The following is a 22854-nucleotide window of genomic DNA, read 5'->3' on the forward strand; positions in this document are numbered from 1 at the left end:
CTCTTCCAAGCTGCACTACACGCAGATTAAAGTTGTTTATAATTATGACGCTTACGATGCATTACGTCAACACTTCCCATAGCATGGCATTCATACCAAGGCTATATGAACAAGAAAGGACAATTTACAACACAAACAGATAAAGTCTTATTTTTTTGAAAAATGTTGTTGTAAAAAGACGCCGTTCTATTTAATCTAGTAAAGGCGGTTTTCGCCTACCTAACCTAAATCTACATAGAGAAAGAGAAGTGAACTCCATTGCAACGCGAAATTCAAGTTAACGAGAAACTCCCGTGGGGCCCGGGCTTTTTACTGAGTCTGCAGCATCTGTTCGCCATGTTCGGCAGCACTGTGCTTGTCCCTAACCTGTTCGGGGTAGACCCGGGCATGATTCTGCTGATGAACGGTATCGGCACCTTGCTCTATATATTGGTCTGCCGCGGCAAAATCCCGGCTTATCTAGGGTCAAGCTTCGCCTTTATCTCACCGGTGCTCAGTGTGCTGGATAAATACAAGGGAGATCATCAGCATGGATATTCGCTTGCACTTGGCGCGTTTATTGTTACCGGCGTTATTTTTATTCTGGTTGCATTAATCGTCCGTTATGCCGGAACGGGCTGGATTGATGTTGTATTTCCTCCCGCAGTTATGGGGGCTATCGTTGCAACCATCGGACTTGAACTGGTGCCGGTAGCTGCACGCATGTCCGGGCTGATCGCACCGGAAGGCGTTACAGACTGGACTCCGGACGGTAAAGCCATTACGCTGTCTATGGTCACACTCGGTGTAACCGTAATCGGTTCCGTGATGTTCCGCGGATTCCCCAAAATCATTCATATCCTCATCGGTATCGTTACAGGTTATGTGCTGGCCTATATTATGGGACAGGTTAACACCGGAGCTATCGCTGACGCGAGCTTCTTCTCCCATCCGACGATCACTACTCCGTCCTTCGACTGGCAGGTTATCCTGACTATCATTCCTGTATCGCTTGTTGTTATCGTTGAACATATTGGCCACTTGCTTGTTACCAGCAATATTGTCGGCAAAGACCTGACCAAAGATCCCGGACTTGACCGCTCCCTGATGGGTAACGGGATATCCACTATACTTTCCGGATTTGTAGGTTCTACCCCTAACACCACCTATGGTGAAAATATCGGCGTTATGGCTTTAACCAAAGTGTATTCGGTATTTGTAATCGGCGGCGCAGCGGTAATCGCGATTCTGCTGTCCTTCTCGGGAACCTTCTCTTCTGTAATTGCCAATATTCCCGGACCTGTTATGGGCGGGGTGTCTCTCCTGTTATTCGGGGTAATCGCCGCATCCGGCTTGCGCATTTTCGTAGAACAGAAAGTCGACTTCTCCAAAGCAACCAACATGATTCTTGCAACTCTGGTGCTGGTAGTAGGCATAAGCGGCATTTCGCTTAATCTAGGCGGTGTGCAGCTCAAAGGTATGGCGCTTGCTACGATTGTTGGTATGGTGCTCTCCTTGTTCTTCAAGCTGATTGAAGTTCTGGGCTTGTCCAATGAACATGAATCTGATAAATCCGCTCATTAAGCTCTGAATACTAATATATGGTAAAAAGCGGACCACTGTCTCATCAGGCAGCGGTCCGCTTTTTATTTCCCGGGAAAAGGTTCTGCGGGACAGATTAATCTTCGTAGGTCAACAGGGAAACAACTTCAATGTCATTGAGCTTATTACGTCCGGCAAGCTGTACCAGCTCGATCAGGAAGGCAGCCCCAACAACTTTGCCGCCAAGCTGTTCTACTAGACTGACAGAAGTAGCAATGGTACCGCCGGTTGCCAGCAGATCGTCAGCAATCAGCACGTTTTGACCAGGCTTGATAGCATCCGTATGAACAGCAAGTGTATCCTTTCCATACTCCAGATCATAGCCCACTTCGATGGTTTCGTAAGGAAGCTTGCCGCTTTTGCGGATAGGCACAAAGCCGACACCAAGTGCATAAGCGAGTGGAGCCCCAACCACAAAACCGCGCGCTTCCGGTCCGGCAATTACATCGATCTGCAAATGAGCGACAAGCGCTTTAAGTTCATCAATTGCTGCACGGTAGGCTTCACCGTCTTTAAGCAATGTAGTAATATCTTTAAAGCTGATTCCCGCCTGCGGGAAATCCGGAATTACCCGAATACTGTTTTTGAAATCCAATCGTATCATCTCCTGAAAGTTTTGTGAGCTGTGCCCACTTTATTTACTTCGTACAAAACTCACTTCGAAAGCTTGAAACTGTAAATTAGGACACGCCCTGACGGCGGGCCAGCATCCAATCCTCCAGCTCACGAAGGCTGCCTTCCATGAAATATTGTTCCATTTCGGCAATCTGGCCTAATCTGACGAATTGCCGTGAGGCCGTTAAACTCTTGGCGGAAGGCTGGGAGACAAAAGAGATTGTCCCCCCGGAGCGCTCAATAAATTCAAGCTCCTCGAACACATCCAGCATTTTACCCAGCATGCGCACACTTAACGGTGACTGGCGGCTAAGCCGCAACAGCACCTCATGCTCTGGTGTTGGTGCAGCAGCAATCCCCGCCAGTAATTTATATAAGGCTTTGAAATGATCGCGCGTAGGAATCTGCAGCCGGTCACGTCCGTCGCGGAGTGAGTGCAGCAGCGCAATATTCTCTACTTGCGGAAAAGCAGCAAGCAAGGCATCCAGCTGTTCCGGCGTTTCCGGCATGTCGAGCAGACAGAGCAGGGATATTGTCCCGCTTGCCTCCGCTTGTCCAGAAGGGAGAGGAGAGATCCCGGCTTCCTCATCATAAACCCACAGTGACATGCCTTTCAATTGACTAAGCGGTGATAACCGGCTGTTCTGAAAGACCGCAGCTGTTCTGAAAGGCGCGCCACCGCTATAGGGCTGCAGCAGTTCTTTGATGTAGACCGCCTGCTTCACCGCATCAGCTGCGCCTCGGAGGTCAAACAGCTGTGATTGTGGCACAGCAAGATCCTGCAGCATTAGCTGCGGCTTGCGCGAGCCGTTCCACTCATTAACTGTCAGCTCGGCTAGTACATCAATGACAGTTCCGCCAGGCAATAATTCAGCCAATGGGCCTTTGCCAAAGGCTACCGCTTCAATGGTATGCCTGCCTTGCTGCAGGACTAGCTTCAGGTGCTTGCCTTCCTGCCCCATCTTCCGGGTCTCTTTCACTGCTGCTCCGCGCACAATGAACTTCGGCAACGGATTAGCCATTCCAAAGGGCGCCAGACGTTCCAGCTCAAGCGCAGCCTGCAGCGTCAGATCTGCGATTTCCGTTTCACCATCCGCAGCCGTTACAGGAACAAGATGTTCCGGTGTCAGTACTGCTGCAGCATATTCATTCAAAGCCGCTGCAAAAGCATTAAGGTTGTCACGGTGCAGGCTCATTCCGGCAGCAGCCGGATGACCGCCAAAATGATCCATTAACCCGGAGCACGAGGACAATGCCGCATAAATATCCAGCCCGGGAATCGAGCGGGCAGATCCCTTGCACATCCCGGTCTCCGGATGAATATCGAGAATGATCACCGGGCGGTAATACCGTTCAAGCAGCTTGGAAGCCACGATCCCGACGACACCGACATTCCAGCCTTGTTCCGCAAGGACAATAATATCCGGCGGCTCGCCGTCACCTATTTGTTTGGAGAGCTTCTCAGTAGCTTCAGCAACAATTCGTTCAACCACCAGCTGCCTTTCCTTGTTCAACAAGTCAAGTTCGCCGGCCAGTTGCTCCGCCTCGCCCGGGTGGGCAGTAGTCAGCAGGGATACCGCCCGGCCCGCATGATCCAGCCGGCCGCTGGCATTAATCCGCGGTGCCATGCCAAAGGCAATATTCACCGCACCCACGGTACTCATTGTTATTCCACTGACCTCGAGCAACGCCCGTATCCCAGGAAAAGGAGAATTCCGCATACTGGAGAGCCCCCTGCGCACAAGGCTGCGGTTCTCACCGAGCAGCGGCATCAGATCGGCTACTGTGCCAATCGCGGCGATTTCACTCCATTCCTCAGGCACCTTACCGTCCAGTAATGCTTCGGCAAGCTTGTAGGCCACACCTACCCCAGCCAATCCTTTGAACGGGTAAGGACAATCCGGCAGCTTGGGATTAATCAAGGCAAACGCTTCCGGCAGATGCTCCGGCGGTTCATGATGATCGGTAACGATTACCTCCATCCCCAGTTCCGCAGCATAAGCGATCTGGTGGACCGCACTGATTCCGGTATCAACCGTAATGATAAGCGAAACGCCTTGCTGCACTGCCCAATCCAGCGCATGATTATGAAGTCCATAGCCTTCATTAGAGCGGTGCGGAATATAAATATCGAATGAAGCGCCGAGATAACGAAGCAGATAGATCATAAGCGCCGTGCTGGACACTCCGTCTGCATCATAATCACCATATACCAGAATATGTTCTCCGTCTTGCAATGCCTTTCTAATACGCGGGACAGCCTCGGCCATTCCCTTAAGCAGGAATGGATCATGGCTGTCTTCCGCTCCTCCGTCCATAAAGAGCAATGCCTCTTGAGGAGCATCCAGGCCTCTTGTCACAAGTAAAGAAGAAAGGAGCGGAGAAATAGAAAGGCTCCGGGCCAAATCCCGAACTGTATCGGGATCGGCTGCCGGAGAATGCCATCTTGTTTTTGAATGAAGCAATAGGGCTCACCTTTCTCTCGCCATGCGTTCTACTGAAGCAGCGTAGGAATATCGTTGTCCACAAGCTGATGGTTGCTCTTGTAGGGATAACCCGGATCATACGGCACGACATCCATATGCACCTCGCCTACATGGACAAAACGGTGCTGAAGCAGCTTTCTCGCACATTCCGAGATATCCTGGGCTTCCATGACGGTAATCCGCGGATTGACGCTGATTTTAACCTGAAGATTAACGTATCGTCCCTGTTCGATCGCCTGAAGATGCTCCACACGGATCACACCATGCACACGCCCGACAGTTTCAATGAAGTTGGCTGTTTCCTCCGAGGGAAGCTCCTGATTTTTTTTGTCATATACAGAAGCCGTAATCATGGAATAGCCTTTACGGAGAATCAGGGCGCCTGTCAGCAGCGCTGCTATCGGGTCCATATACAGCAGCGGACTCCATTCCATATATCCTCCAACCATAGACAATGTAATCCCGATTAATGCGGTAATTGAACTATATAGACTGAAACGGTGGCTATCCGCATAAGCGGCATGGCTGCCATCGCCTATTTTTTTGAAGTAACGGTATTGGTATTGGAAGATACCCTCTTTAAATACAATCGAAATCAGAACGGTAACTAGTGCAGCGGGCGGGACTGTGGACAAATGCCCTCTGGTTAGATCCCGGATGGCGGAAAAGGCAATCTGCAGTCCGGCCATAAGAATCAGTACTGAAAAAAGAATCGCAATAATCGGTTCTTTGTTGCCTTGCCCTTGCTGGGTGCGGCGTGTTTCATCCGTCTTCTTAACCTGTTCTGAGCGCCACGGAAGAGCTTCCGACAGCTTGGCTGCAGCGTCTGCTCCGGAATATAATGCATCGCCCAGCAGTGCCTTACTGCCTGTAAAATAGCCTACACATCCTTTGGCTAACGCCAGAGCAGCATCGCTGACGATCCCGTTCCAGGCAACCGTCTCACTTTGCGGTGATTGTTTGTCATTCATACTGAGGCCCTCCTTACCTGGTAGCAAGTAATCTCATGATGAGGCATCTACCTGACATCTTACTCCAAAGATTCCGAAAAGCCGCGTCGCCTTTGACGCGGCTTTTCGGAGGAAGTAAAGCTTAGGCTTTGGCCGGATTGTTCTTCACTGCAACCTTCTGGCGCTTTTTGAGCAGCAGCCAGAGCGGGCTTGCGATAAAGATGGAGGAATAGGCTCCGAAGAGCAAACCGATAACCATAGCGAGCGAGAACATTTTAATCGATTCTCCGCCGAGAATAAGCAGGAAGAATGCGGCAATAAACACTGTAAACGCTGTGTAGAGGGAACGCATAAGAGTCTGCGATACACTCTTATTAACAAGCGCTTTAAGATCCTCATACGATTTTTGCTTACCAAAGCGCAGATTCTCACGGATACGGTCGAAGATTACAATCGTATCATTAATGGAATATCCGATAATCGTAAGCACCGCGACAATGAAGGTCAGGTCTACCTCCAGGCGGAAGATCGAGAAGATGGCTACAACCATGAATGCGTCATGGAGCAATGCCACGATCGCTGCAACGGCAAACCGCCATTCAAAACGGATACTTACATAAACGATAATCCCTAAGCTGGACAGAAGCACGGAATAGATCGCATTACGGGCAAGCTCTTTGGCCATCTCCGGATCAACGGTGTTGACTTCGAAGGAAGCCTTGTCATCCAGTTTGGTAATCGCAGTTTTCAGTGCAGCACTCTGCTCATTATCCAGCTCTTCATCGTAGCGGATATTCACCCGCTTGTCGCCGATTGTAATATTTGGCTCGTGTGAAAGTCCAAGACTGTCGAGAGCAGGCTGAAGTTGTTCCTGCGTAATATTCTTGGACAAGGACACATCGACGTTGGAACCTGCTTTGAAATCGACACTGTAGTTAAGACCCATAAATCCCAGGAAGATTACACCTAGTACAGTAATTACAATAGAAAAAATAAAGAAATATTTACTCAGATGCACGAAATCCATATCTTTCTTAAAGCGCACGGATGTCACTCTCCTTTACCCCAAATTGCTTCGGTTTTTTCAAAGTACCGGCTTTAACCAGCACCGTGAGCAGCCAGTGGGCAAAATAGAGGTTCGTTGCGATACTGAGCACGATTTCGACAATCAGAATCAGTGCAAAGCCTTTAACCGCGCCGGTACCGAATGCGAACATAACGGCCGCAACGATAATGGTTGTTACATTGGCGTCCATGACGGTCCGGAAAGAGGTTTTGTTACCCGCTTTTACGGAGGACAGGATACTCTTGCCGCTACGCATCTCTTCTCTTATCCGTTCGTTCGTAATGATATTGGCATCAACCGCCATCCCTATACCGAGGATAAATGCAGCAATACCGGGGAGTGTCAGGGTAAAGTCAGCGATGACAAAGACCAGAATCAGCAGCCAAGTATGCAGGATCAGCGCGAAGCTGGCCAGAACACCAGGCAGACGGTACATAGCCATCATGAAGATCAGGATAATCAAAGAACCTACAAGACCTGCTGTGATTGTTTGATCGAGAGACTGTTTACCAAGAGTTGCTCCAACGCTTTGGGAGTATTTCTCGGTCAGCTTCAGCGGCAGGGCACCGAGGTTAATGGTGTCAGCCAATGCACGTGCTTCATCTATCGTGTAATTTCCGGAGATCGACGCTTTACCATCGGTCAATACAGCTCTAACGACTGGTGGATTGCCCAACAGCTGATCATCGAGATAGATAGCCAGTTCCTTACCGAGCAACCTTTCGGTAATCTCCGCGAATTTCTTCTTATCTTTAACAGTGATGCTGATCTCTGGCTGGTTCAGGTTGTTGCGCTGAACTTCTGCAGCATTCTCAACAAAATCACTGCCCACAAGTTCAATCTTGCTATAAACTCCTGTTGCATCGCCTTCGGCAGCACTGCGGAAAGTCAGGACCGCAGGTTCTTTCATTTTCTTGCGGACTTCAGCTTCGTCGGTAACACCGGCAATCTTCAGACGAATGCGGTCTGTTCCCTCCGTAGTCACCTCAGGCTCGCTTGTTCCCAGCGCGTTCGCGCGTTTTTCCAAGCTTTCCGCTGTCTTTTGCAATGAAGCCCGGGTCAGCGTTCCTCCCGTTTCCATCGGCTCAGCGTGATACAGAATCTCGAATCCGCCCTTCAGGTCAAGACCCAGCCGGACTCTGTCCAACAGCCCTGGAGTTGTAAACGCCATAACGCCTGTTAAAACGAGCACGGTAATGATAAAGCTCAACAGTCTCTTCATGCTCTTGCTAGTTCCCCTTTCATTACTCAATATTCCTATTATAGCTACGTGCGAAATCACCGTCAATTCAAGGTAGAATGACGGTGCCCTATTCACACAAAGAAACGGCCGGCTATGCTATGGGTCGCAAGCCATCCGTTTGGATAGGTACAGCTTAATTGATCCTCTCTTACTTTAACGCTTCCTATAGCTGTTTGCAAAAGAAAATCGTTCCTTTTAATCAGGTGAATCCCCTGTATGCCGCTATTGTCAAATAATTCATATAGCTTGTGGCCTTTAATGAATAAATATCGTTCACCAGCTTGTGCAGCGGCGGCTTGCCCTCCTTGGCATAGTTACGGCTGACACAATCCCAGATATCCTTGCCCGTTACGTACTCATAGCCCAGAAGCTGGAATTCCTCCGCCTTACTGGAGCACATGGCCTCGATCGCATCGCTAAGTTCGTCAAAATTCAATTGTTCCGATTCCACGTGATGACACCTCCAAAGTTTCCTCGCTAAAAGCAGGCTACAGGAATGTATTCGACCCTCCTTGTCCGCTTTCCTGCTTCCCGCAAAAAGATGTCACATTCTAAAGCTTGTCATGTAGTGTATAGGGTCAAGCATATCAATAAGCAAGCCCGCTTGATTTACGGGCATACCTGCATTGATTTCATTTTCAGGAAGAAGGAGTGCCCTTTGAGGAAACAAAGCTTTATTCAAGGAACGATGATTCTGCTGGCCGCGGGCATCATTAACCGGATGCTGGGCTTTATTCCCCGGATTGCGCTGCCGCGGATTATCGGCGCCGAGGGCGTTGGCTTATACCAGCTCGGATATCCCTTTTTCATCGTGCTGGTCACAGTGATTACCGGAGGAATACCGCTTGCCATTGCAAAAATGGTGGCCGAAGCCGAAGGGGAGAACCGCCCGGATCAGTCGCGCCGCATCCTGCATACCGGACTTACGCTAAGCCTGGGCCTTGGGCTTCTGTTCACCCTGATTGCACTGCTATGCGCTTCATGGGTTTCAAATGTTGTTCTGACGGACAGCCGGGTATACTATACCTTCGTCAGTATGACCCCCATGATCTCCATTGTTGCGGTGTCTTCCATTTACCGCGGCTATTTTCAAGGCAGGCAGAACATGATTCCTTCTGCACTTTCCTCGGTGCTGGAATCGGTCATCCGGATATTTTTCATGCTGTGGTTTTCCTGGATTCTGCTGCCGAAGGGGATTGCTTTTGCGGCAGCGGGTGCGATGCTGGGGGTAACCGTCGGAGAGATTATCGGAATGCTGGCCCTGCTGCTGCAGTATTACTTTATCGTGAATAGAGACAAAAAGGAAAATAGCTTATCTTTAGTGCCGTCAGAGCCTGGACATGAAAAGCAAGAAGTAGAGGATCCACAGGCGGCCCCGGTAATGAGACGGCTGCTTGGAATAGCGGTTCCTGTCACAGCAGGACGGCTTGTCGGTTCCTTTTCCTATTTGCTGGAGTCCATCATTACCGCCCGCAGCCTGGCGCTTGCCGGAATTGCGACTGCTGCAGCCACTGCACAATACGGATCTCTGCAAGGTATGGTCATACCGCTGCTGCTGCTTCCCGGGGTGCTGAGCTCTTCACTTGCGGTTTCGCTTGTTCCCTCATTGTCAGAAGCGGCAGCCCGTCATGATCTGACTACCATTCATAAAAGAATGCATCAGGCTCTGCGGCTGGCGATGGTCACGGGTGCCCCTTTTGCCGCGATCATGTATGTGCTTGCCGTACCCCTGTGCACGCTTATGTACGGCAATGCGGACACCGCCCCAATGCTGCGGATGATGGCCCCTTTTGCACTGTTTCTTTATGTTCAGGCACCGCTGCAGGCCGCTCTTCAAGCCATGGACCGGCCGGGCCGGGCCCTCATTAATACGCTGATTGGTGCGGTGGTCAAAATCCTGCTCATCCTAATGCTCGCCTCACAGCCGGAGTACGGGATCTATGGTGCCATCATAGCGATTATGGTCAACAGTATTCTGGTCACTCTGCTGCATGGAGCCAGCGTAGTAAAGCTGATCAAATTGTCGCTTAGAATCGCCGATCCCCTCAAAACACTCACCGCAATGATCATCATGGCAGCCGGGATGTCTTACGTGTATACCTCTGTACATTTCTCTGACACCGGATGGCTGCAGTTCTTATTGTCCGCCGCGAGCGGCATGGCCCTTTATCTGGGAATCTGCCTGCTCTCCGGCCTCATCTCAGTACGTGATCTGGACCGGGTGCCATTCTTCAAACGGCGGCGTTAAAAACTCATCGGCTGTCCAGCCGGTCTACATAAATTTTACCTTTATGATCGATAGAACAGAGAAACACATCACGGAAATCAGAAACCCCTTTTTGGCGGATTTGGGTCCGCAGCCAGAATCTGTTTTTACCGATCATTTCCAGATTATCATCCTGCACTTTACCGTCCATAATCAGCGGAATCGGCAGGCCCTCATATCGGATCTTTTTGCCCGGTAGCGTAGTGCTCCCAGAGGCGCCCGAATTCCCGGCAGTGTCCGAATTCCCGCCTTCATTTGAATCCTGCTCCTGTTCCCCGGCGGCTGAACTGCTATTGCCGGACTGGTTCGTAGATGAGACACCTTTACTTTTTTCTATAACGGTCAGCTGCCCGCTGGTCTCCAGTATCGCAAATTCCACGTCAGCAGGACTATCGATATTCTGACCCCGAAGCTGAAGCAGCAAATCGTCAATATTGTACCGCTGTTTGCGCATTTCATGCCGGTTGAGCTTCCCGTCTGAGATTAGGACACTTGGCTTGCCGTCGACCAGCAGCCGCAGTTTTCTGCTCTTCAGGCTGAGCTGTGCAACTAGTATCTGAATCAAAACCAGTGTTGCCATAGGTACAATCCCATCGTAGACCGGCCGTTCGATATCTTCAATCACAAACACAGCAATTTCTGCAATCATGATGGAGATCGTCAGATCAAATACCGACAGCTTGCCGATTTCACGCTTCCCCATAATGCGCATGCTCAGGAAAATGAGGATATACATCAGCACGGTCAGAAAGATATGTACAGAAATATGTTTGAACATATTCTCTTCGCTCCCCCTTCCGCTTCTCACCCGCGGTACCTGTCTCCGGGGCGGTTGATTGTAACCCTATTCTGGCCTCCCTGCCAAGGGAACATTCGGAAGCTGCCATATAAATTAATGGTAAAAGGACGGCCATGCCTTTCTTGTACTATTGGGGCAAGCCTTCCCATACACTGATTAGTAGTTAAAGACACCCATGATCAAAAAACTAAGCGTATGCTTCCGATGACAGTTTTTCCGAAGCTGATTCAATGGGGCTATGCTAAAAAACTAAGCGTATGCTTCCGGAGACAGTTTTCCGAAGCTGATTCAATGGGGCTATGCTAAAAAACTTTTAGGAGGTTGTATCATGTACTTAATCCGGCGCCTGCTTTCGTGGAGAATTTCAAATCCAGTTCTGTCGGGCTTATGCCGATCGTTTATGTGGATGCTGGCAGGGGCATTTGTTCTCTCACTTCTACTGTGGGGCAGCGGCCTTAAGGAGCAGGACCTTACCATGTATACGTATCTTGTCCACGGTATTGCTGCCGCATTCGGCGGCCTGACAGCCGGAAGCAGAGCCGTTAACAAGGGCTGGTATCAAGGCGCGCTAACCGGCACTTTTTACGGGGCCATTGTGCTGCTGGTCGGATTTCTCGCGCTTGACAGCTCGCCTGCCGGCATTGACGGCTTGTGGATTTTGGCGGCTGCAGCCATTGGGGCACTTGGAGGAATGTTTGGGGTCAATTTGCAAAAATCCTAATAAATAGAATATTCTAAAAAATAAAAACCTTCTTCGAAAATATGTTACACTGGATTCATCTGACTGTGCAAAAGCTCAAGGAGGCTTTGAATGTTTTGCTGTACCAATCCATGAATCATGTAGTTCTCTATACCGTCGTAATTGTAGTGCTGTTAATCTGGCTCGGCACCCGGCGTAATCCTCTGCTGGCATTTCTAGAACTGGGCAGGGAACTGCTGCGCTCTTATAAGTTTCTGCTGATTATTGCCGGAATGATCAGTGTTCTAACCCTTAACAAGTATGAACTGCAGATTGAAAGGAAGATGCATCTCGGCTCCGATTTTACGTCCTTCATCTTCGGGCTGGAGGGGCATTTTGTAGAGTACGTGCAGCAGCTCTTTTATTCTCCCTGGCTGACGCCGATTATTGTTTTCTTCTATATTTTTATGCTCCAGTCTGTACTCGCTGCATCACTTGGCGTCTATTTGCTGGATAAAAACCGCGTGATGCTCTATGCCACCTGCTACACGATCATGATTGTTTATGCGGTTGCCATTCCGTTCTATTTATATTTCCCGGTAAACGAGGTTTGGTCTTATGCTCCGGCAGGTGTCCGGTTTACAATGCTTGACGTTTTCCCGAGATTCGAACAGGAATATAGACCCCTTTCCGGTCTGAACAACTGCTTTCCAAGCCTGCATACTGCCATTTCCGTTTCTACAGCGATCTTGGCTTACCGTTCCGGCAACCGGCGCTGGATGGTCATTACAACGGTCTCTGCAGCTATGATTGTATTCGGAATCTTCTATCTCGGCATTCACTGGCTCACCGACATGCTTGGCGGAACACTGCTCGCAGTACTCTCTACCTCCGCAGCTGTCCAGCTCGCGAAGCTTACGCTGCGAAGCGGGGAAGAATCACTGGCGGTGCGTAGCCGGGCAACGGATATTCAGTGATACTAAGTATATTGCTAGAACGATTAATGCATACAAAAAAGCGGCATTCTCCCAAAAGAGAATTGCCGCTTTTTTATATGTGTGAAAACTACTCTTTACCTTCTGCGATTGTAACCGCATGACTGATCGAACCGCGGTCAAAGGTCAGCTTGGTTACATCATTAACCCGCAAAACAACGATATCATCGGAAATCTCTGTGATCGTCCCGTGAAGGCCACCAATAGTGACTACCTTATCGCCTTTTTTCAGCGCTTTTAACATACTGTTGCGTGTTTTGGTCTTCTTCTGCTGCGGGCGGATAAGTAAGAAATAAAACACCACAAACATAAGTACAAACGGGCCTACAAGACCCAGGATGCTGCCCCCGCCACCGTTAGCTGCTGCAAATTGAAACATATCTTTACCTCCTTTCAGTACACATTGAAGCACAATCCAGTTTTCTAGAAGCCTTTAAGATTATCATACAATCCGTATTGTGCAAAAAACTCATCGCGAAAATCAAGCAGCCGATCTTCCCTGATGGCTTCACGCACTTTACGCATCAAATCCAGCAGGAAGTGTAAGTTATGATAGGTCGTTAACCGCAGGCCGAAGGTTTCATCGGCTTTGATTAGATGACGTAAATAAGCGCGGGAATAATTCCGGCAGGTATAGCAGTTGCACTCCGGATCAAGCGGCCCGAAATCACGGGCATACTGGGCGTTGCGTACAACGAGTCTTCCCTGACTGGTCATCGTTGTCCCATTGCGGGCAATGCGGGTAGGCAGAACACAGTCGAACATATCCACACCGCGAATTGACCCCTCAAGCAGCGCATCCGGTGAACCGACACCCATTAAATAGCGCGGTTTCGTCTGCGGCAGGAGCGGAACTGTATAATCCAGCACTTCATACATAAGCTGCTTGGACTCTCCGACGCTGAGCCCCCCAATAGCATACCCCGGGAAATCCATGGAAGTCAAATCAGCTGCACTCTGGCGGCGTAAGTCTTCATACATGCCCCCCTGCACGATTGCAAACAGGCCTTGGTCCTCCGGACGGGCATGAGCTTTGAGACATCTTTCCGCCCAGCGAGAAGTACGTTCCAGTGATTTTTTGACGTAATCATATTCTGCGGGGAACGGCGGGCATTCATCAAAGGCCATCATAATATCCGAGCCGAGCGCGTTCTGAACCTCCATCGCCACTTCCGGGGAGAGGAATTTCTTATCACCATTCAGATGGGAGCGGAAATGTACACCTTCTTCGGTGATTTTGCGCATATCACTCAGCGAGAATACCTGAAAACCGCCGCTGTCTGTCAGGATCGGACGATCCCAGTTCATGAATTTATGCAATCCGCCGGCTTCGCGGATAATATCGTGGCCCGGCCGCAGAAATAAATGGTACGTGTTGCTCAAAATGATGTGAGCGTCCATTTGTTTGAGCTCTTCGGGAGCCATCGTTTTGACTGTAGCCTGTGTGCCTACCGGCATAAATGCAGGTGTCTCAATGACACCATGCGGAGTGTGGACTCTGCCGAGCCGGGCTCCGGACTGCTTGCAGGTCTTAATGTGTTCATAAGTAATTGCTGCCATATGTTTAACCCTTCCTATTGCTTAATAAATAAACATTGCATCACCGAAGCTGAAAAAGCGGTAGTGTTCCTTAATCGCTTCCTCATATGCGGCGAGTATATGCTCCCGTCCCGCTAAAGCGCTAACCAGCATAACCAGGGTTGACTTCGGCAGATGAAAATTCGTAATCAGCGCGTTTACTACCGTAAACTGATAGCCGGGATAAATAAAAATATCCGTCCACCCGCTGCCTGCCTGAAGGATTCCATCCCCAGCCTGTCTTCCGGCCGTTTCGAGCGTCCGGCAGGAGGTGGTGCCAACGGCGATAATCCGCCCGCCCCTTGATCTTGCCGCATTCAGCAGATCGGCCGTCTCCTGGGATAACTCATAATACTCTGCATGCATCACATGCTCTTCTACCTTCTCTACAGACATCGGGCGGAAAGTGCCGAGTCCAACGTGAAGGGTAATATAGGCGATATTAACGCCTTTTGCAGCAATTTGCTCCAGCAGTTCCTTGGTAAAATGCAGGCCTGCCGTCGGTGCAGCTGCTGAACCTTCATGACGGGCATAAACGGTCTGATAACGTTCACGGTCATCCAGTCTTTCCTTAATATAAGGGGGCAGCGGCATGGAGCCCAGTCTGTCCAGAATTTCCTGAAAAATCCCCTGGTAGATGAAGCGCAAGGTCCGCCCGCCCATATCCGACTCGTCTTCAATGACTGCACGCAGCTCATCGCTAAAAACAATAACCGCACCGGTCTTCAGCTTCTTGCCCGGCTTCACCAGCGCCTCCCAGCGGTCTTCCCCCAAATTCTTCAGGAGCAGCACCTCGGCTTTGGCACCGGTATCTTCCTTGATCCCGAACAGCCTTGCAGGAATTACCCGTGTATCATTCAGCACCAGCGTATCGCCTGGCTGAAACTGCTCTAGTATATCCGTAAAATGCCGATGTTCGAGCTGCCCGTTCTCCTTATTCACCATAAGCAGCCTTGAAGCACTGCGGTCAGGCAGGGGAGTCTGGGCGATCAGCTCCTCCGGCAGATGAAAGTCATAATCTTCTACATTCATGTTCAGTCTTCATTCCTTAACTATAGTAACGTTATTAAAATAGTGTTGCAATATTTGCCTATAATCATACCCGTTATCCGCCATGCCCTTTACACCCCATTGAGACATGCCGAGACCATGGCCGTTCCCCCAGCCGATAAAATAGAATCCGCTGGTGCCGGTAACGACTCTGGCGGAGGAATCTGCACCCATAACAACCGTACCGCTAGTCCCAGCAGAAACTTTGCCAGAAGCAGACAGCACGCCTGCGGTTTGGGAACCGCTAATGGTTGCTGTAGAGCCGTCAGCGCCTAATACAGTATAACTGCCGGAAGGTACAATATCAAACAAAGTGCTGGGCAATCCGTTAAATGCCGACCGGAAAAGATCCGGATATTTCACCTGCAAAATTTCACCGTTAGCCTTTACTTGCGTAGCTCTTCCCGAAGGCCCGCGCTGAGTGACCTGCAGACTCACAATGGAAGAAGGCAGCGAATTACTTGTCTTGCCGCTCAGACTCTTCAGCAGTTCGGCTGAGGTATAGGGCCCTTTAATCCAGCTGTAGCTGCCGGATTCATAGACCTGATCGAGCACAACGGCGTTGTCGCCGGGATTCAGCTTCCCTACAGGACTACTGCTGCTCTCGATAACCGGCAAAGGCCGGATATTCACGTCTTTGGTTGTTGCTGTAGCTATACTTAATCCCGCCGCAGTTTTGTCGCCGGTCAGTTTAATGTTATCCTCACGGGCATAACCGGAAATTCCGCTTGGCAGCAGCACATAATACCATTTCTTCGAGGATGCGACCGCCGCTGCGTCCTCGGCGCTTAGTACACTGACAAAAACATTGCCGCCGTTATTCCATACCTCAGAGGGATCGGCGGTCACACCGCCGCTGTTCGAGGAGAAGACGGCTTCGACAAGCTTGCCGCCGCTCATCAGCACTTCACCGGCGGTGGCATCGACCGCTTTGGTAATAACAGGTGCTTCGGCTCCGATGCCGTTATACACCTGGCTAAGGGTCGTATCCACCACATTCGCCACATCGAACCTGTTGCCCTGGGCCAGCGCATAGCTGCGTGCGGCTACCGCCTGGGCCTTCAGCGCTTCCGCCGGCCAGCCTGAGGAAACTTCCCCGCCCACTACGGCATATAAATACTGCTCCAGCGGAACCTCATTGATCACCGCCAATGATCCCGCCAAACCGCTCATCTCCAAATCACCGCGGTAGGTACGTTTGGATCTCTCCACAATTTGAATGCCGTTGTCATTACCGGCAGCCACAAACTTCGCCCCCGTACCGGATAGGATGTAATGGAAGGCCTGGCCTTCGCTGATCCAGTCCATCCCCGCATCCGTCCGGATGATGAGGCCGGTGGCGCCGGCAGCACCGGCAGTCCAGGCCAGCTGCGGCAACGCGGCAGCGGCGCTCGCCTGCAGCGCAGCTAACTCGCTGTCATTCACCGCTTCACCGGCCCATACCTGATACTTCGCACTGCCGTCAGCACTTGACACCAGCACCTTCCAGGCATCAAATCCTGCATCGGTAATGCTGCTCAGAACGGGTTCCGCCTCCTGTGAAGTAGCGAATTCCCCGGCAAGCAGATGTTTGTTGCCCTTGACGGCCACCGTCTGGCCAGCCGGAATAGACAGCCCCGCCTTAGCTACGCGGGTAAGACCTTCTTTGGCTGCTGCTTCACTTACATACGGACCTGTATATAATTGATACACGCTCGCACCGCCGCGTGTAGTAACGAACAGCTGCGGTTTATCGGAAGAAGCTTGCAGCTTCTTCGCGGCGTCAGCAGCGATCTGCCAGGTTGGGGTCTCCATCACCTTAACCCTGTAGCCGTCCAGGCTGACGCGAATCTTGTTGTTGGCCGGAACCGGAAGTAGTGCTGTTCCGGCAGCCGACTCCAGATTAAAGGCTGCATTCGATTGCAGCGTTACGAACGGGACGGTGGATTTATATTTGCTGCCGATATCGGCATACAGTGCAACCCGGATGGTCCGGACGGATTCGGCATGGCTGTCACCCGCGGGAAGCAGAAAACTGCCGGCAATCAGCGTTGCTGCAAGAAGGGTCCGGCCCAGCTTTCTAATTCCTCTGCGACTGGCAATATTCATCATGAAGTCCCCCTTAGAAGTTGTTGTGTATATTTGACTTATTGCTGCTGCGGAGGGAGCGGAAGACCTAAATGCTGGTACCCAGCAGGTGTCACCATTCTTCCTCTCGGTGTCCGCTGCAGAAATCCGATCTGCAAAAGATACGGCTCATATACATCCTCAATGGTCTGGCTCTCTTCACCGATCGTAGCGGCAATTGTATCCAGACCCACGGGACCGCCGCGGAAGGAGCTGATCATTGCATGCAGCATTTTATGGTCAATGCTGTCCAGCCCGCGCGGGTCCACCTGCAGCATCTTCAGGGACTCACCGGCAATGTCCGGTGTAATGATCCCGTCGCCGCGCACCTGTGCAAAGTCACGGACGCGCTTCAGCAGGCGGTTCGCAATCCGCGGCGTCCCCCGGGAACGCAGTGCAATCTCTTCGGCGGCATCGCCGATGATCTCAATACCGAGCAGTTCGGCATTGCGGGAGACGATGAAGCTCAGCTCATCCATGCTGTAATACTCCAGGCGGCTGACTACCCCGAAGCGGTCGCGCAGCGGCGCGGACAAAAGCCCGGCACGCGTGGTCGCTCCGATCAGCGTAAACGGCGGCAGATCCAGCCGGACGGAACGGGCGCTCGGGCCTTTACCGATCATAATATCGAGCGCAAAATCCTCCATTGCCGGATACATCACTTCCTCCACCGTACGGTGCAGCCGGTGGATCTCGTCAATGAACAGCACATCACCCTCCTGCAGGTTGGTGAGCAATGCCGCCAGATCCCCGGGCCGCTCGATGGCCGGCCCTGACGTTGTCCGCAGATTCACGCCAAGCTCGTTGGCGATAATATTGGCCAGCGTTGTTTTGCCCAGGCCCGGAGGACCGTACAGCAGCACATGATCCAGCGCCTCACTGCGCATTTTGGCGGCTTCAATATATATTTTCAGGTTCTCTTTCACCTGATTCTGTCCGATATACTCACCCAAATAACGCGGACGCAGGCTTAATTCCACCGCCTGCTCGTCCATCATCAGATTAGCCGATATGATCCGGTCATCCATTTAATCATCACTCCGTTCTTCAAGGCTTACTTCGCTATATATAGCAGCCCCAGCGCCTTCTTCATCAGCACATCAACAGTTCCTGTATCCGTGCCTTCTTTCTTCATTGTCAGCCAGACTCGGTCAAGCTCAGCTTCAGTATAACCCAGTGCCTTCAGCGCGTCCCGCGCTTCTTCCCAAGGCAGAGCCGCAGCTTTGGCATCGGCTTCAGCCGCTACAGCGAACAGTCCGGTCTGCAGCGAGACGCCGCTTAGTCCATCCAGCTTGTCGCGCAGATCGAGAATCATCCGCTGGGCGGTCTTTTTGCCGATACCCGGCAGCTTCGTCAGGAACGTAATATTCTCTTGATAAATGGCGGAGATCACCTGATCTGGCGTTCCTCCGGTCAGAATCCCCAGCGCAACACGCGGTCCGATGCCGGATACCTCAATCAGCTTGCGGAACAGCTTCTGCTCCTCCCGTGTCGGGAATCCGAACAGCAGTGTCGCATCCTCACGTGTCTGATAATGGATATAGATCGTCACAGGCCCTTCCGTCTTGGCAAACGCATAAGGATTCGGGCAGAATACCCGGTAGCCAATCCCCTGGACATCCAGCACCACATATTCTGACTCCAAATGTACAACCGGTCCTCTTAAGTAATCTATCATTTTCGCAATACCTCATTTAATTTGGAATTAAGACTTACAGAATGGGCATGACATACCGCAACAGCAAGCGCATCGGCCACATCATCCGGTTTCGGTACAGCCGACAGCTTCAGCAGCAGCTTCACCATTTCCTGTACCTGCTTCTTCTCCGCCTTGCCGTAACCGACCACAGCCTGCTTCACCATCATCGGTGTATATTCAGAGACCGGAAGCCCCCGCTGTACAGCCGCAAGAATCAGTACACCGCGTGCCTGCGCAACAGGCAGAGCAGTTGTTACATTACGGGCAAAAAACAGCTTCTCTACCGCAACCGCATCCGGCTTGTATTTATCGATAAGCTGAACCATGCCCTCATAGACATGCAGCAGCCGCTCTTCCTCCGGCGTATGCGCCTCAGTCTGAATGGAACCATATTGAACCGGTGTTAACTTATTCCCTTCCTTATCAACGAAGCCAAAGCCGACAATCGCCAGCCCCGGGTCAATTCCCAAGATGCGCAAATCCAATCTCTCCTCTATCACAGGCAGGATATTCCACCGTTATCATCCATTGTCCGTCACTTAAGCGAACATATGTATTCCTTCTAACCATTATAGCAAAAAACCCTCTGACGGGAGCATTAAATTTGCTGCATGCAACAAGGATCATCCTGCGCACAGCAAAAAGAGCGGAATCTGCCAGGTCACCTGGTGCAGAAACCGCTCCATTCTATTCGTGAACCTTCTATTGTAATTTATGCGGGATAATGTCCTTGAGTCCCCCAAGAAAACGGCTGGAAGCATAGCAGATCTCGCCATTGATCATGCGAATCTCGCGATTCTTGGTATCCACTTCGGCAATATTATCCTTGTTGACCACAAACGAGTTATGGCAGCGGTAGAACCGGGAGTCCATCTCGAGAATGTCCTTCAGCTTGCCGTAGAATTCAACCTGGCGGTTCTTGGCATGCAGGATGATTTTGTGCAGCTGCGGCGAGGTCTCAAAAAATAAAATATCATTATAATCGACACTGATCATCTTATCGCCCGATTTGGTCTGGAACTTCTTGATATTATTGTACTTGTTCTGCAGATAGCGCGTATTCGCTGTATCGATACAGTCGATCACCCGCTGCCGGATATCCGTGAAGTTGTCTTTGGTAATATAATCCATAGCTTCAACCTTATAGGTAAAGGTTAAATACGTCAGCTCCGAGTGGGTGGTCACAAAGACGATTGCACCGAGGCTGTCATACTTGCGGATCTCCGCTCCCAGAGCGATCCCGCTCTTCTCCTCCTGCAGATCCACATCCAGAAAATAAAGCCCTGTTACACGGTTATTTTGTATATAGTCGATGATCTCCTGGGAACGCCCTGTGGAGATAACCAGCTTCATATCCAGATTCTCCATCATTATATAATTCTCTATGTAAGAGTTCAGTCGCTTCCTTTGCTCCGGGTCATCCTCACAGACAAATATCTCCAGCATTAAGCTTCCTCCTGTCTAGTAAACTTCCAGTTCCTGAATAAACTGCCCGTCTTTCCTGTAGGTATCAAGCGTCACCCCGGCGCACTGGGATACAATCTCTCGCAGATTGCTGAGCCCAAGTCCCCGGCCTGTACCTTTCGTGGAGAAGCCCTTCTCAAAAATCTGATGCAGCTCCGGGCCGTCCTGCTGGCAGCTGTTCGCTACAGCAATCAGTATCCCTCCGGTCCGCTTGACCAGCGCCACCCGCAAATTCGACGATTCGCATTTGACGGCTTCTTCGATTGCATTATCCAGAATGATCCCCAGACAGCGGCATAGCTTGACGGAATCCATATTCACGGCCTCAATCGGCTCAATCGCCTCCACTACTGCATCGATGTGCAGCTCCTGGGCACGGATCAGCTTCGAAGACAGAATGCCTTTCAACTCCTGGACTTTGACATTCTGCAGCGTGCCCAGCTTATAGTTGTTGTTCTGCATTCCCTCGCTGATCGGTAGGATCTTCTGGTCAAAATAGGTGCTGAGCCCCTCCACATCCTTGGAGCGTATGTATTCAGACATCGACAGCAGAATATTGATATAATCATGGCGGAATTTCTGCATATCAGTGTACATCATTTCCAGATTGTCGGTGTACTCCAGGAGACGCTCATACTGCTCCTGCTTGCCCTTCATGACAGCCTCCTTCATGACACTGCGCGTCAATACCATGAACACACCGATTAAGAGAATGAAATAAAATACAAACAGCAGACTGTTCGCCTGGATATTGGCATTCGTGAATCCCTGCTGCTTGCCGATTAGAATGTTGGCATAAAAAATCACCACCGTAATTACACAAAGGATAGCGAACAGAATTCCGTATCTGCGGAATAACAGTTCATATGCCTGGAATCTGGTGAAAAGAAACCGGGCTGCGAATGTGAGAAGAATGGCGATCACGAAATAAGTAGGATAGTAAACAATGTACAAAGTTCCCTGGATAATTTCATCAAGCGAAGAATGAAAGATCCAGATAAACATATTGCTTGTTATGTAGTCGCTGATCACTGAAATAATGATCGCTATGATCGGAAAGATGATGCTGAATACAATTCCCCTTGATTTCCAGTAACTTAATGCAATACAAAAAAGCAGAATAATAGTTATACTGGGAATTCCGATCATTATGTATAGAGGATATCCGATACAAAGAGAGCCTATAAACATTACAAGACTGAATTTCAGATTGAATCTTCCCTGATTTAACATATAAATACTCAAAGAAAGTGTTAACATCTGAACGCCAACCGATAATAATTCTCCCAAAATCCCTATCCCCCTCAGCTTAAGCCCACTCTGTAATTTTATACAAGATTGGTACTTTAACCCTATACATAACATTGTAATTCATACAAGATAATCTAGTAAAGCCGAATAACCCAAAAAAAGCCCCCTATACCGGAGACCTTTTCGGATTCTAATGGTTTCATAGCCGTGCAGTGATGCTTAAATCGTAGGTTATTTATGGGCTGAGGCCTTTAATAACTCCAACGGAATTTTAGGTTCGTGGAAGAATGTCATGCAGCATGTTTCCATCGCAATATCACCGCTCTTGATTGCCGCACTTCTCACTGTTCTGGTTAGTCCGTCTTTTACCTCGTTAAACATTCTCTGCGTCATAGTTTTCATAATTGTTATAGCTCCTTTTCAATAGTTTATAGGTTATTGGCAAAATCATCAGTACTTGAAGCAGGATTCCCGTGAGCAGTAAAGCCTTGACAGTGGGGCTTGGAATTAAGAGAGCGGTAAATACAATCAGCAGACTGGACCTTGTAGTAGCCCTTCTTAATTTTTCTCTTCTTTCTTTGCCAAGCAGCGGAAATTTATCTGTATCCGCCGGTGCATACCGGTAAAGCAGCAATGTAGCTAGTAAACCAATGATTCCTACCTGTATGTTGTTGAACCTTATGTATTGTTCGCATAAATACGGTATGCCTATGAACATAGCAGTACTTGATATACTGCACATTAAGCTGTTGCTTGCATGGAGGCCAAATGCCGTTTTGCGAATAGTGAAGTAGGCGCCATGCATGACTAATGTCTGCCAGAGCAGATGGAACAGGATTGCCGCTCCGTAAACCAGAACGATTTTATTCAGGTTAATTAACAGCATTTCAAATCCCAGCTTCATTTTCAGGTAATCAATGTATTCCCCCTCACGCTCCTTGTTCATCCTTTGGGCCATTCTGCAGGCCAGCGATTCGGTAAATCCCATCTTTACTGCTTCTTCAGCTTCCATCTTATTTGGTCACC

General features: G+C 50.1%; 22 protein-coding genes. 4 read left to right on the forward strand and 18 right to left on the reverse strand.

Annotated features, from left to right (window positions below; genetic code table 11):
- Positions 1-258 precede the first annotated feature (258 nt).
- Positions 259-1563, forward strand: a complete 1305-nt coding sequence (gene uraA, locus JRJ22_RS22610; protein WP_206101605.1) for a uracil permease — start codon at positions 259-261, stop codon at positions 1561-1563.
- A 94-nt stretch (positions 1564-1657) separates the two neighbouring features.
- Here the strand turns inward: uraA and JRJ22_RS22615 are convergent, their stop codons facing one another.
- The 6 genes from JRJ22_RS22615 to JRJ22_RS22640 form a co-directional block, all read right to left on the reverse strand.
- Positions 1658-2176 (reverse strand): adenine phosphoribosyltransferase, encoded by a 519-nt coding sequence (locus JRJ22_RS22615; protein WP_054941877.1) that lies wholly within the window; start codon positions 2174-2176, stop codon positions 1658-1660.
- Between the two features lie 85 nt (positions 2177-2261).
- On the reverse strand, positions 2262-4661 hold the full coding sequence (gene recJ / locus JRJ22_RS22620; RefSeq protein WP_206101606.1) for a single-stranded-DNA-specific exonuclease RecJ: 2400 nt from the start codon (positions 4659-4661) through the stop codon (positions 2262-2264).
- Between the two features lie 29 nt (positions 4662-4690).
- Positions 4691-5653 carry a cation diffusion facilitator family transporter gene (locus tag JRJ22_RS22625; protein ID WP_206101607.1) on the reverse strand — a complete coding sequence of 321 codons (963 nt, stop codon included), beginning with the start codon at positions 5651-5653 and terminating at the stop codon, positions 4691-4693.
- Positions 5654-5774: 121 nt separating this feature from the next.
- Positions 5775-6677, reverse strand: a complete 903-nt coding sequence (gene secF, locus JRJ22_RS22630) for a protein translocase subunit SecF (RefSeq protein ID WP_206101608.1) — start codon at positions 6675-6677, stop codon at positions 5775-5777.
- Positions 6667-7920, reverse strand: coding sequence for a protein translocase subunit SecD (gene secD, locus JRJ22_RS22635; RefSeq protein WP_206101609.1), 1254 nt, complete (start codon positions 7918-7920; stop codon positions 6667-6669). The genes secF and secD overlap by 11 nt, the downstream gene beginning before the upstream one ends.
- Before the next feature lie 220 nt (positions 7921-8140).
- The gene (locus tag JRJ22_RS22640; protein WP_206101610.1) at positions 8141-8392 is read right to left on the reverse strand and encodes a post-transcriptional regulator; all 252 of its coding nucleotides are present in this window, start codon (positions 8390-8392) and stop codon (positions 8141-8143) included.
- A gap of 207 nt (positions 8393-8599) precedes the next feature.
- Here JRJ22_RS22640 and spoVB point away from each other — a divergent pair, with 207 nt between their 5' ends.
- A complete protein-coding gene (gene spoVB / locus JRJ22_RS22645; RefSeq protein WP_206101611.1) occupies positions 8600-10189 on the forward strand; it encodes a stage V sporulation protein B in 1590 nt (529 codons plus the stop codon).
- A 4-nt stretch (positions 10190-10193) separates the two neighbouring features.
- Here spoVB and JRJ22_RS22650 read toward each other — a convergent pair whose 3' ends face one another.
- Complete coding sequence (locus JRJ22_RS22650) at positions 10194-10985, reverse strand: YetF domain-containing protein (protein ID WP_206101612.1); 792 nt, start codon at positions 10983-10985, stop codon at positions 10194-10196.
- A gap of 349 nt (positions 10986-11334) precedes the next feature.
- Here JRJ22_RS22650 and JRJ22_RS22655 point away from each other — a divergent pair, with 349 nt between their 5' ends.
- Entirely contained in the window at positions 11335-11727 is a 393-nt protein-coding gene (locus tag JRJ22_RS22655; RefSeq protein WP_206101613.1) for a TIGR04086 family membrane protein, read from the forward strand.
- Between the two features lie 41 nt (positions 11728-11768).
- Complete coding sequence (locus tag JRJ22_RS22660) at positions 11769-12662, forward strand: phosphatase PAP2 family protein (protein WP_232380928.1); 894 nt, start codon at positions 11769-11771, stop codon at positions 12660-12662.
- A gap of 88 nt (positions 12663-12750) precedes the next feature.
- On the opposite strand, the gene yajC is transcribed toward JRJ22_RS22660, so the two are convergent.
- The 11 genes from yajC to JRJ22_RS22715 all read right to left on the reverse strand — a co-directional run bounded on the left by yajC (position 12751) and on the right by JRJ22_RS22715 (position 22840).
- Positions 12751-13059: a preprotein translocase subunit YajC gene (yajC, locus tag JRJ22_RS22665; protein WP_206101614.1), complete on the reverse strand. Its 309-nt coding sequence runs from the start codon at positions 13057-13059 to the stop codon at positions 12751-12753.
- 44 nt (positions 13060-13103) lie between these two features.
- Positions 13104-14240: a tRNA guanosine(34) transglycosylase Tgt gene (tgt, locus tag JRJ22_RS22670; RefSeq protein WP_054941885.1), complete on the reverse strand. Its 1137-nt coding sequence runs from the start codon at positions 14238-14240 to the stop codon at positions 13104-13106.
- A gap of 21 nt (positions 14241-14261) precedes the next feature.
- Positions 14262-15290, reverse strand: a complete 1029-nt coding sequence (gene queA / locus JRJ22_RS22675) for a tRNA preQ1(34) S-adenosylmethionine ribosyltransferase-isomerase QueA (protein WP_206101615.1) — start codon at positions 15288-15290, stop codon at positions 14262-14264.
- 9 nt (positions 15291-15299) lie between these two features.
- Positions 15300-17399 carry a SpoIID/LytB domain-containing protein gene (locus tag JRJ22_RS22680; RefSeq protein ID WP_232380929.1) on the reverse strand — a complete coding sequence of 700 codons (2100 nt, stop codon included), beginning with the start codon at positions 17397-17399 and terminating at the stop codon, positions 15300-15302.
- Positions 17400-17434: 35 nt separating this feature from the next.
- A complete protein-coding gene (gene ruvB, locus JRJ22_RS22685; protein WP_206101616.1) occupies positions 17435-18442 on the reverse strand; it encodes a Holliday junction branch migration DNA helicase RuvB in 1008 nt (335 codons plus the stop codon).
- 26 nt (positions 18443-18468) lie between these two features.
- Positions 18469-19092, reverse strand: coding sequence for a Holliday junction branch migration protein RuvA (gene ruvA, locus JRJ22_RS22690; RefSeq protein ID WP_206101617.1), 624 nt, complete (start codon positions 19090-19092; stop codon positions 18469-18471).
- Positions 19089-19592 (reverse strand): crossover junction endodeoxyribonuclease RuvC, encoded by a 504-nt coding sequence (gene ruvC, locus JRJ22_RS22695; RefSeq protein WP_054941889.1) that lies wholly within the window; start codon positions 19590-19592, stop codon positions 19089-19091. Before ruvC ends, ruvA begins: the two co-directional genes overlap by 4 nt.
- 223 nt (positions 19593-19815) lie before the next feature.
- Positions 19816-20559 carry a LytR/AlgR family response regulator transcription factor gene (locus JRJ22_RS22700; protein WP_206101618.1) on the reverse strand — a complete coding sequence of 248 codons (744 nt, stop codon included), beginning with the start codon at positions 20557-20559 and terminating at the stop codon, positions 19816-19818.
- 15 nt (positions 20560-20574) lie between these two features.
- Positions 20575-21582 (reverse strand): sensor histidine kinase, encoded by a 1008-nt coding sequence (locus JRJ22_RS22705; protein ID WP_232380930.1) that lies wholly within the window; start codon positions 21580-21582, stop codon positions 20575-20577.
- A 477-nt stretch (positions 21583-22059) separates the two neighbouring features.
- A complete protein-coding gene (locus tag JRJ22_RS29805; RefSeq protein ID WP_206101620.1) occupies positions 22060-22230 on the reverse strand; it encodes a cyclic lactone autoinducer peptide in 171 nt (56 codons plus the stop codon).
- Positions 22202-22840, reverse strand: a complete 639-nt coding sequence (locus JRJ22_RS22715) for an accessory gene regulator B family protein (protein ID WP_206101621.1) — start codon at positions 22838-22840, stop codon at positions 22202-22204. The genes JRJ22_RS29805 and JRJ22_RS22715 overlap by 29 nt, the downstream gene beginning before the upstream one ends.
- Between the last annotated feature and the right edge of the window lie 14 nt (positions 22841-22854).

Origin of the sequence: Paenibacillus tianjinensis (genome assembly GCF_017086365.1) — a bacterium.
GTDB lineage: Bacteria > Bacillota > Bacilli > Paenibacillales > Paenibacillaceae > Paenibacillus_AQ > Paenibacillus_AQ tianjinensis.

What these genes read in the sequence shown, in the direction of transcription:
- JRJ22_RS22625 (WP_206101607.1), bottom strand. Translation starts at nt 5,653, where the DNA reads ATGAATGACAAACAATCACCGCAAAGTGAGACGGTTGCCTGGAACGGG.
- secD (WP_206101609.1), bottom strand. Translation starts at nt 7,920, where the DNA reads ATGAAGAGACTGTTGAGCTTTATCATTACCGTGCTCGTTTTAACAGGC.
- JRJ22_RS22650 (WP_206101612.1), bottom strand. Translation starts at nt 10,985, where the DNA reads ATGTTCAAACATATTTCTGTACATATCTTTCTGACCGTGCTGATGTAT.
- JRJ22_RS22655 (WP_206101613.1), top strand. Translation starts at nt 11,335, where the DNA reads ATGTACTTAATCCGGCGCCTGCTTTCGTGGAGAATTTCAAATCCAGTT.
- JRJ22_RS22660 (WP_232380928.1), top strand. Translation starts at nt 11,769, where the DNA reads ATGTTACACTGGATTCATCTGACTGTGCAAAAGCTCAAGGAGGCTTTG.
- yajC (WP_206101614.1), bottom strand. Translation starts at nt 13,059, where the DNA reads ATGTTTCAATTTGCAGCAGCTAACGGTGGCGGGGGCAGCATCCTGGGT.
- tgt (WP_054941885.1), bottom strand. Translation starts at nt 14,240, where the DNA reads ATGGCAGCAATTACTTATGAACACATTAAGACCTGCAAGCAGTCCGGA.
- queA (WP_206101615.1), bottom strand. Translation starts at nt 15,290, where the DNA reads ATGAATGTAGAAGATTATGACTTTCATCTGCCGGAGGAGCTGATCGCC.
- JRJ22_RS22680 (WP_232380929.1), bottom strand. Translation starts at nt 17,399, where the DNA reads ATGATGAATATTGCCAGTCGCAGAGGAATTAGAAAGCTGGGCCGGACC.
- ruvB (WP_206101616.1), bottom strand. Translation starts at nt 18,442, where the DNA reads ATGGATGACCGGATCATATCGGCTAATCTGATGATGGACGAGCAGGCG.
- ruvA (WP_206101617.1), bottom strand. Translation starts at nt 19,092, where the DNA reads ATGATAGATTACTTAAGAGGACCGGTTGTACATTTGGAGTCAGAATAT.
- JRJ22_RS22700 (WP_206101618.1), bottom strand. Translation starts at nt 20,559, where the DNA reads ATGCTGGAGATATTTGTCTGTGAGGATGACCCGGAGCAAAGGAAGCGA.
- JRJ22_RS22705 (WP_232380930.1), bottom strand. Translation starts at nt 21,582, where the DNA reads ATGTTTATCTGGATCTTTCATTCTTCGCTTGATGAAATTATCCAGGGA.
- JRJ22_RS29805 (WP_206101620.1), bottom strand. Translation starts at nt 22,230, where the DNA reads ATGAAAACTATGACGCAGAGAATGTTTAACGAGGTAAAAGACGGACTA.
- JRJ22_RS22715 (WP_206101621.1), bottom strand. Translation starts at nt 22,840, where the DNA reads ATGGAAGCTGAAGAAGCAGTAAAGATGGGATTTACCGAATCGCTGGCC.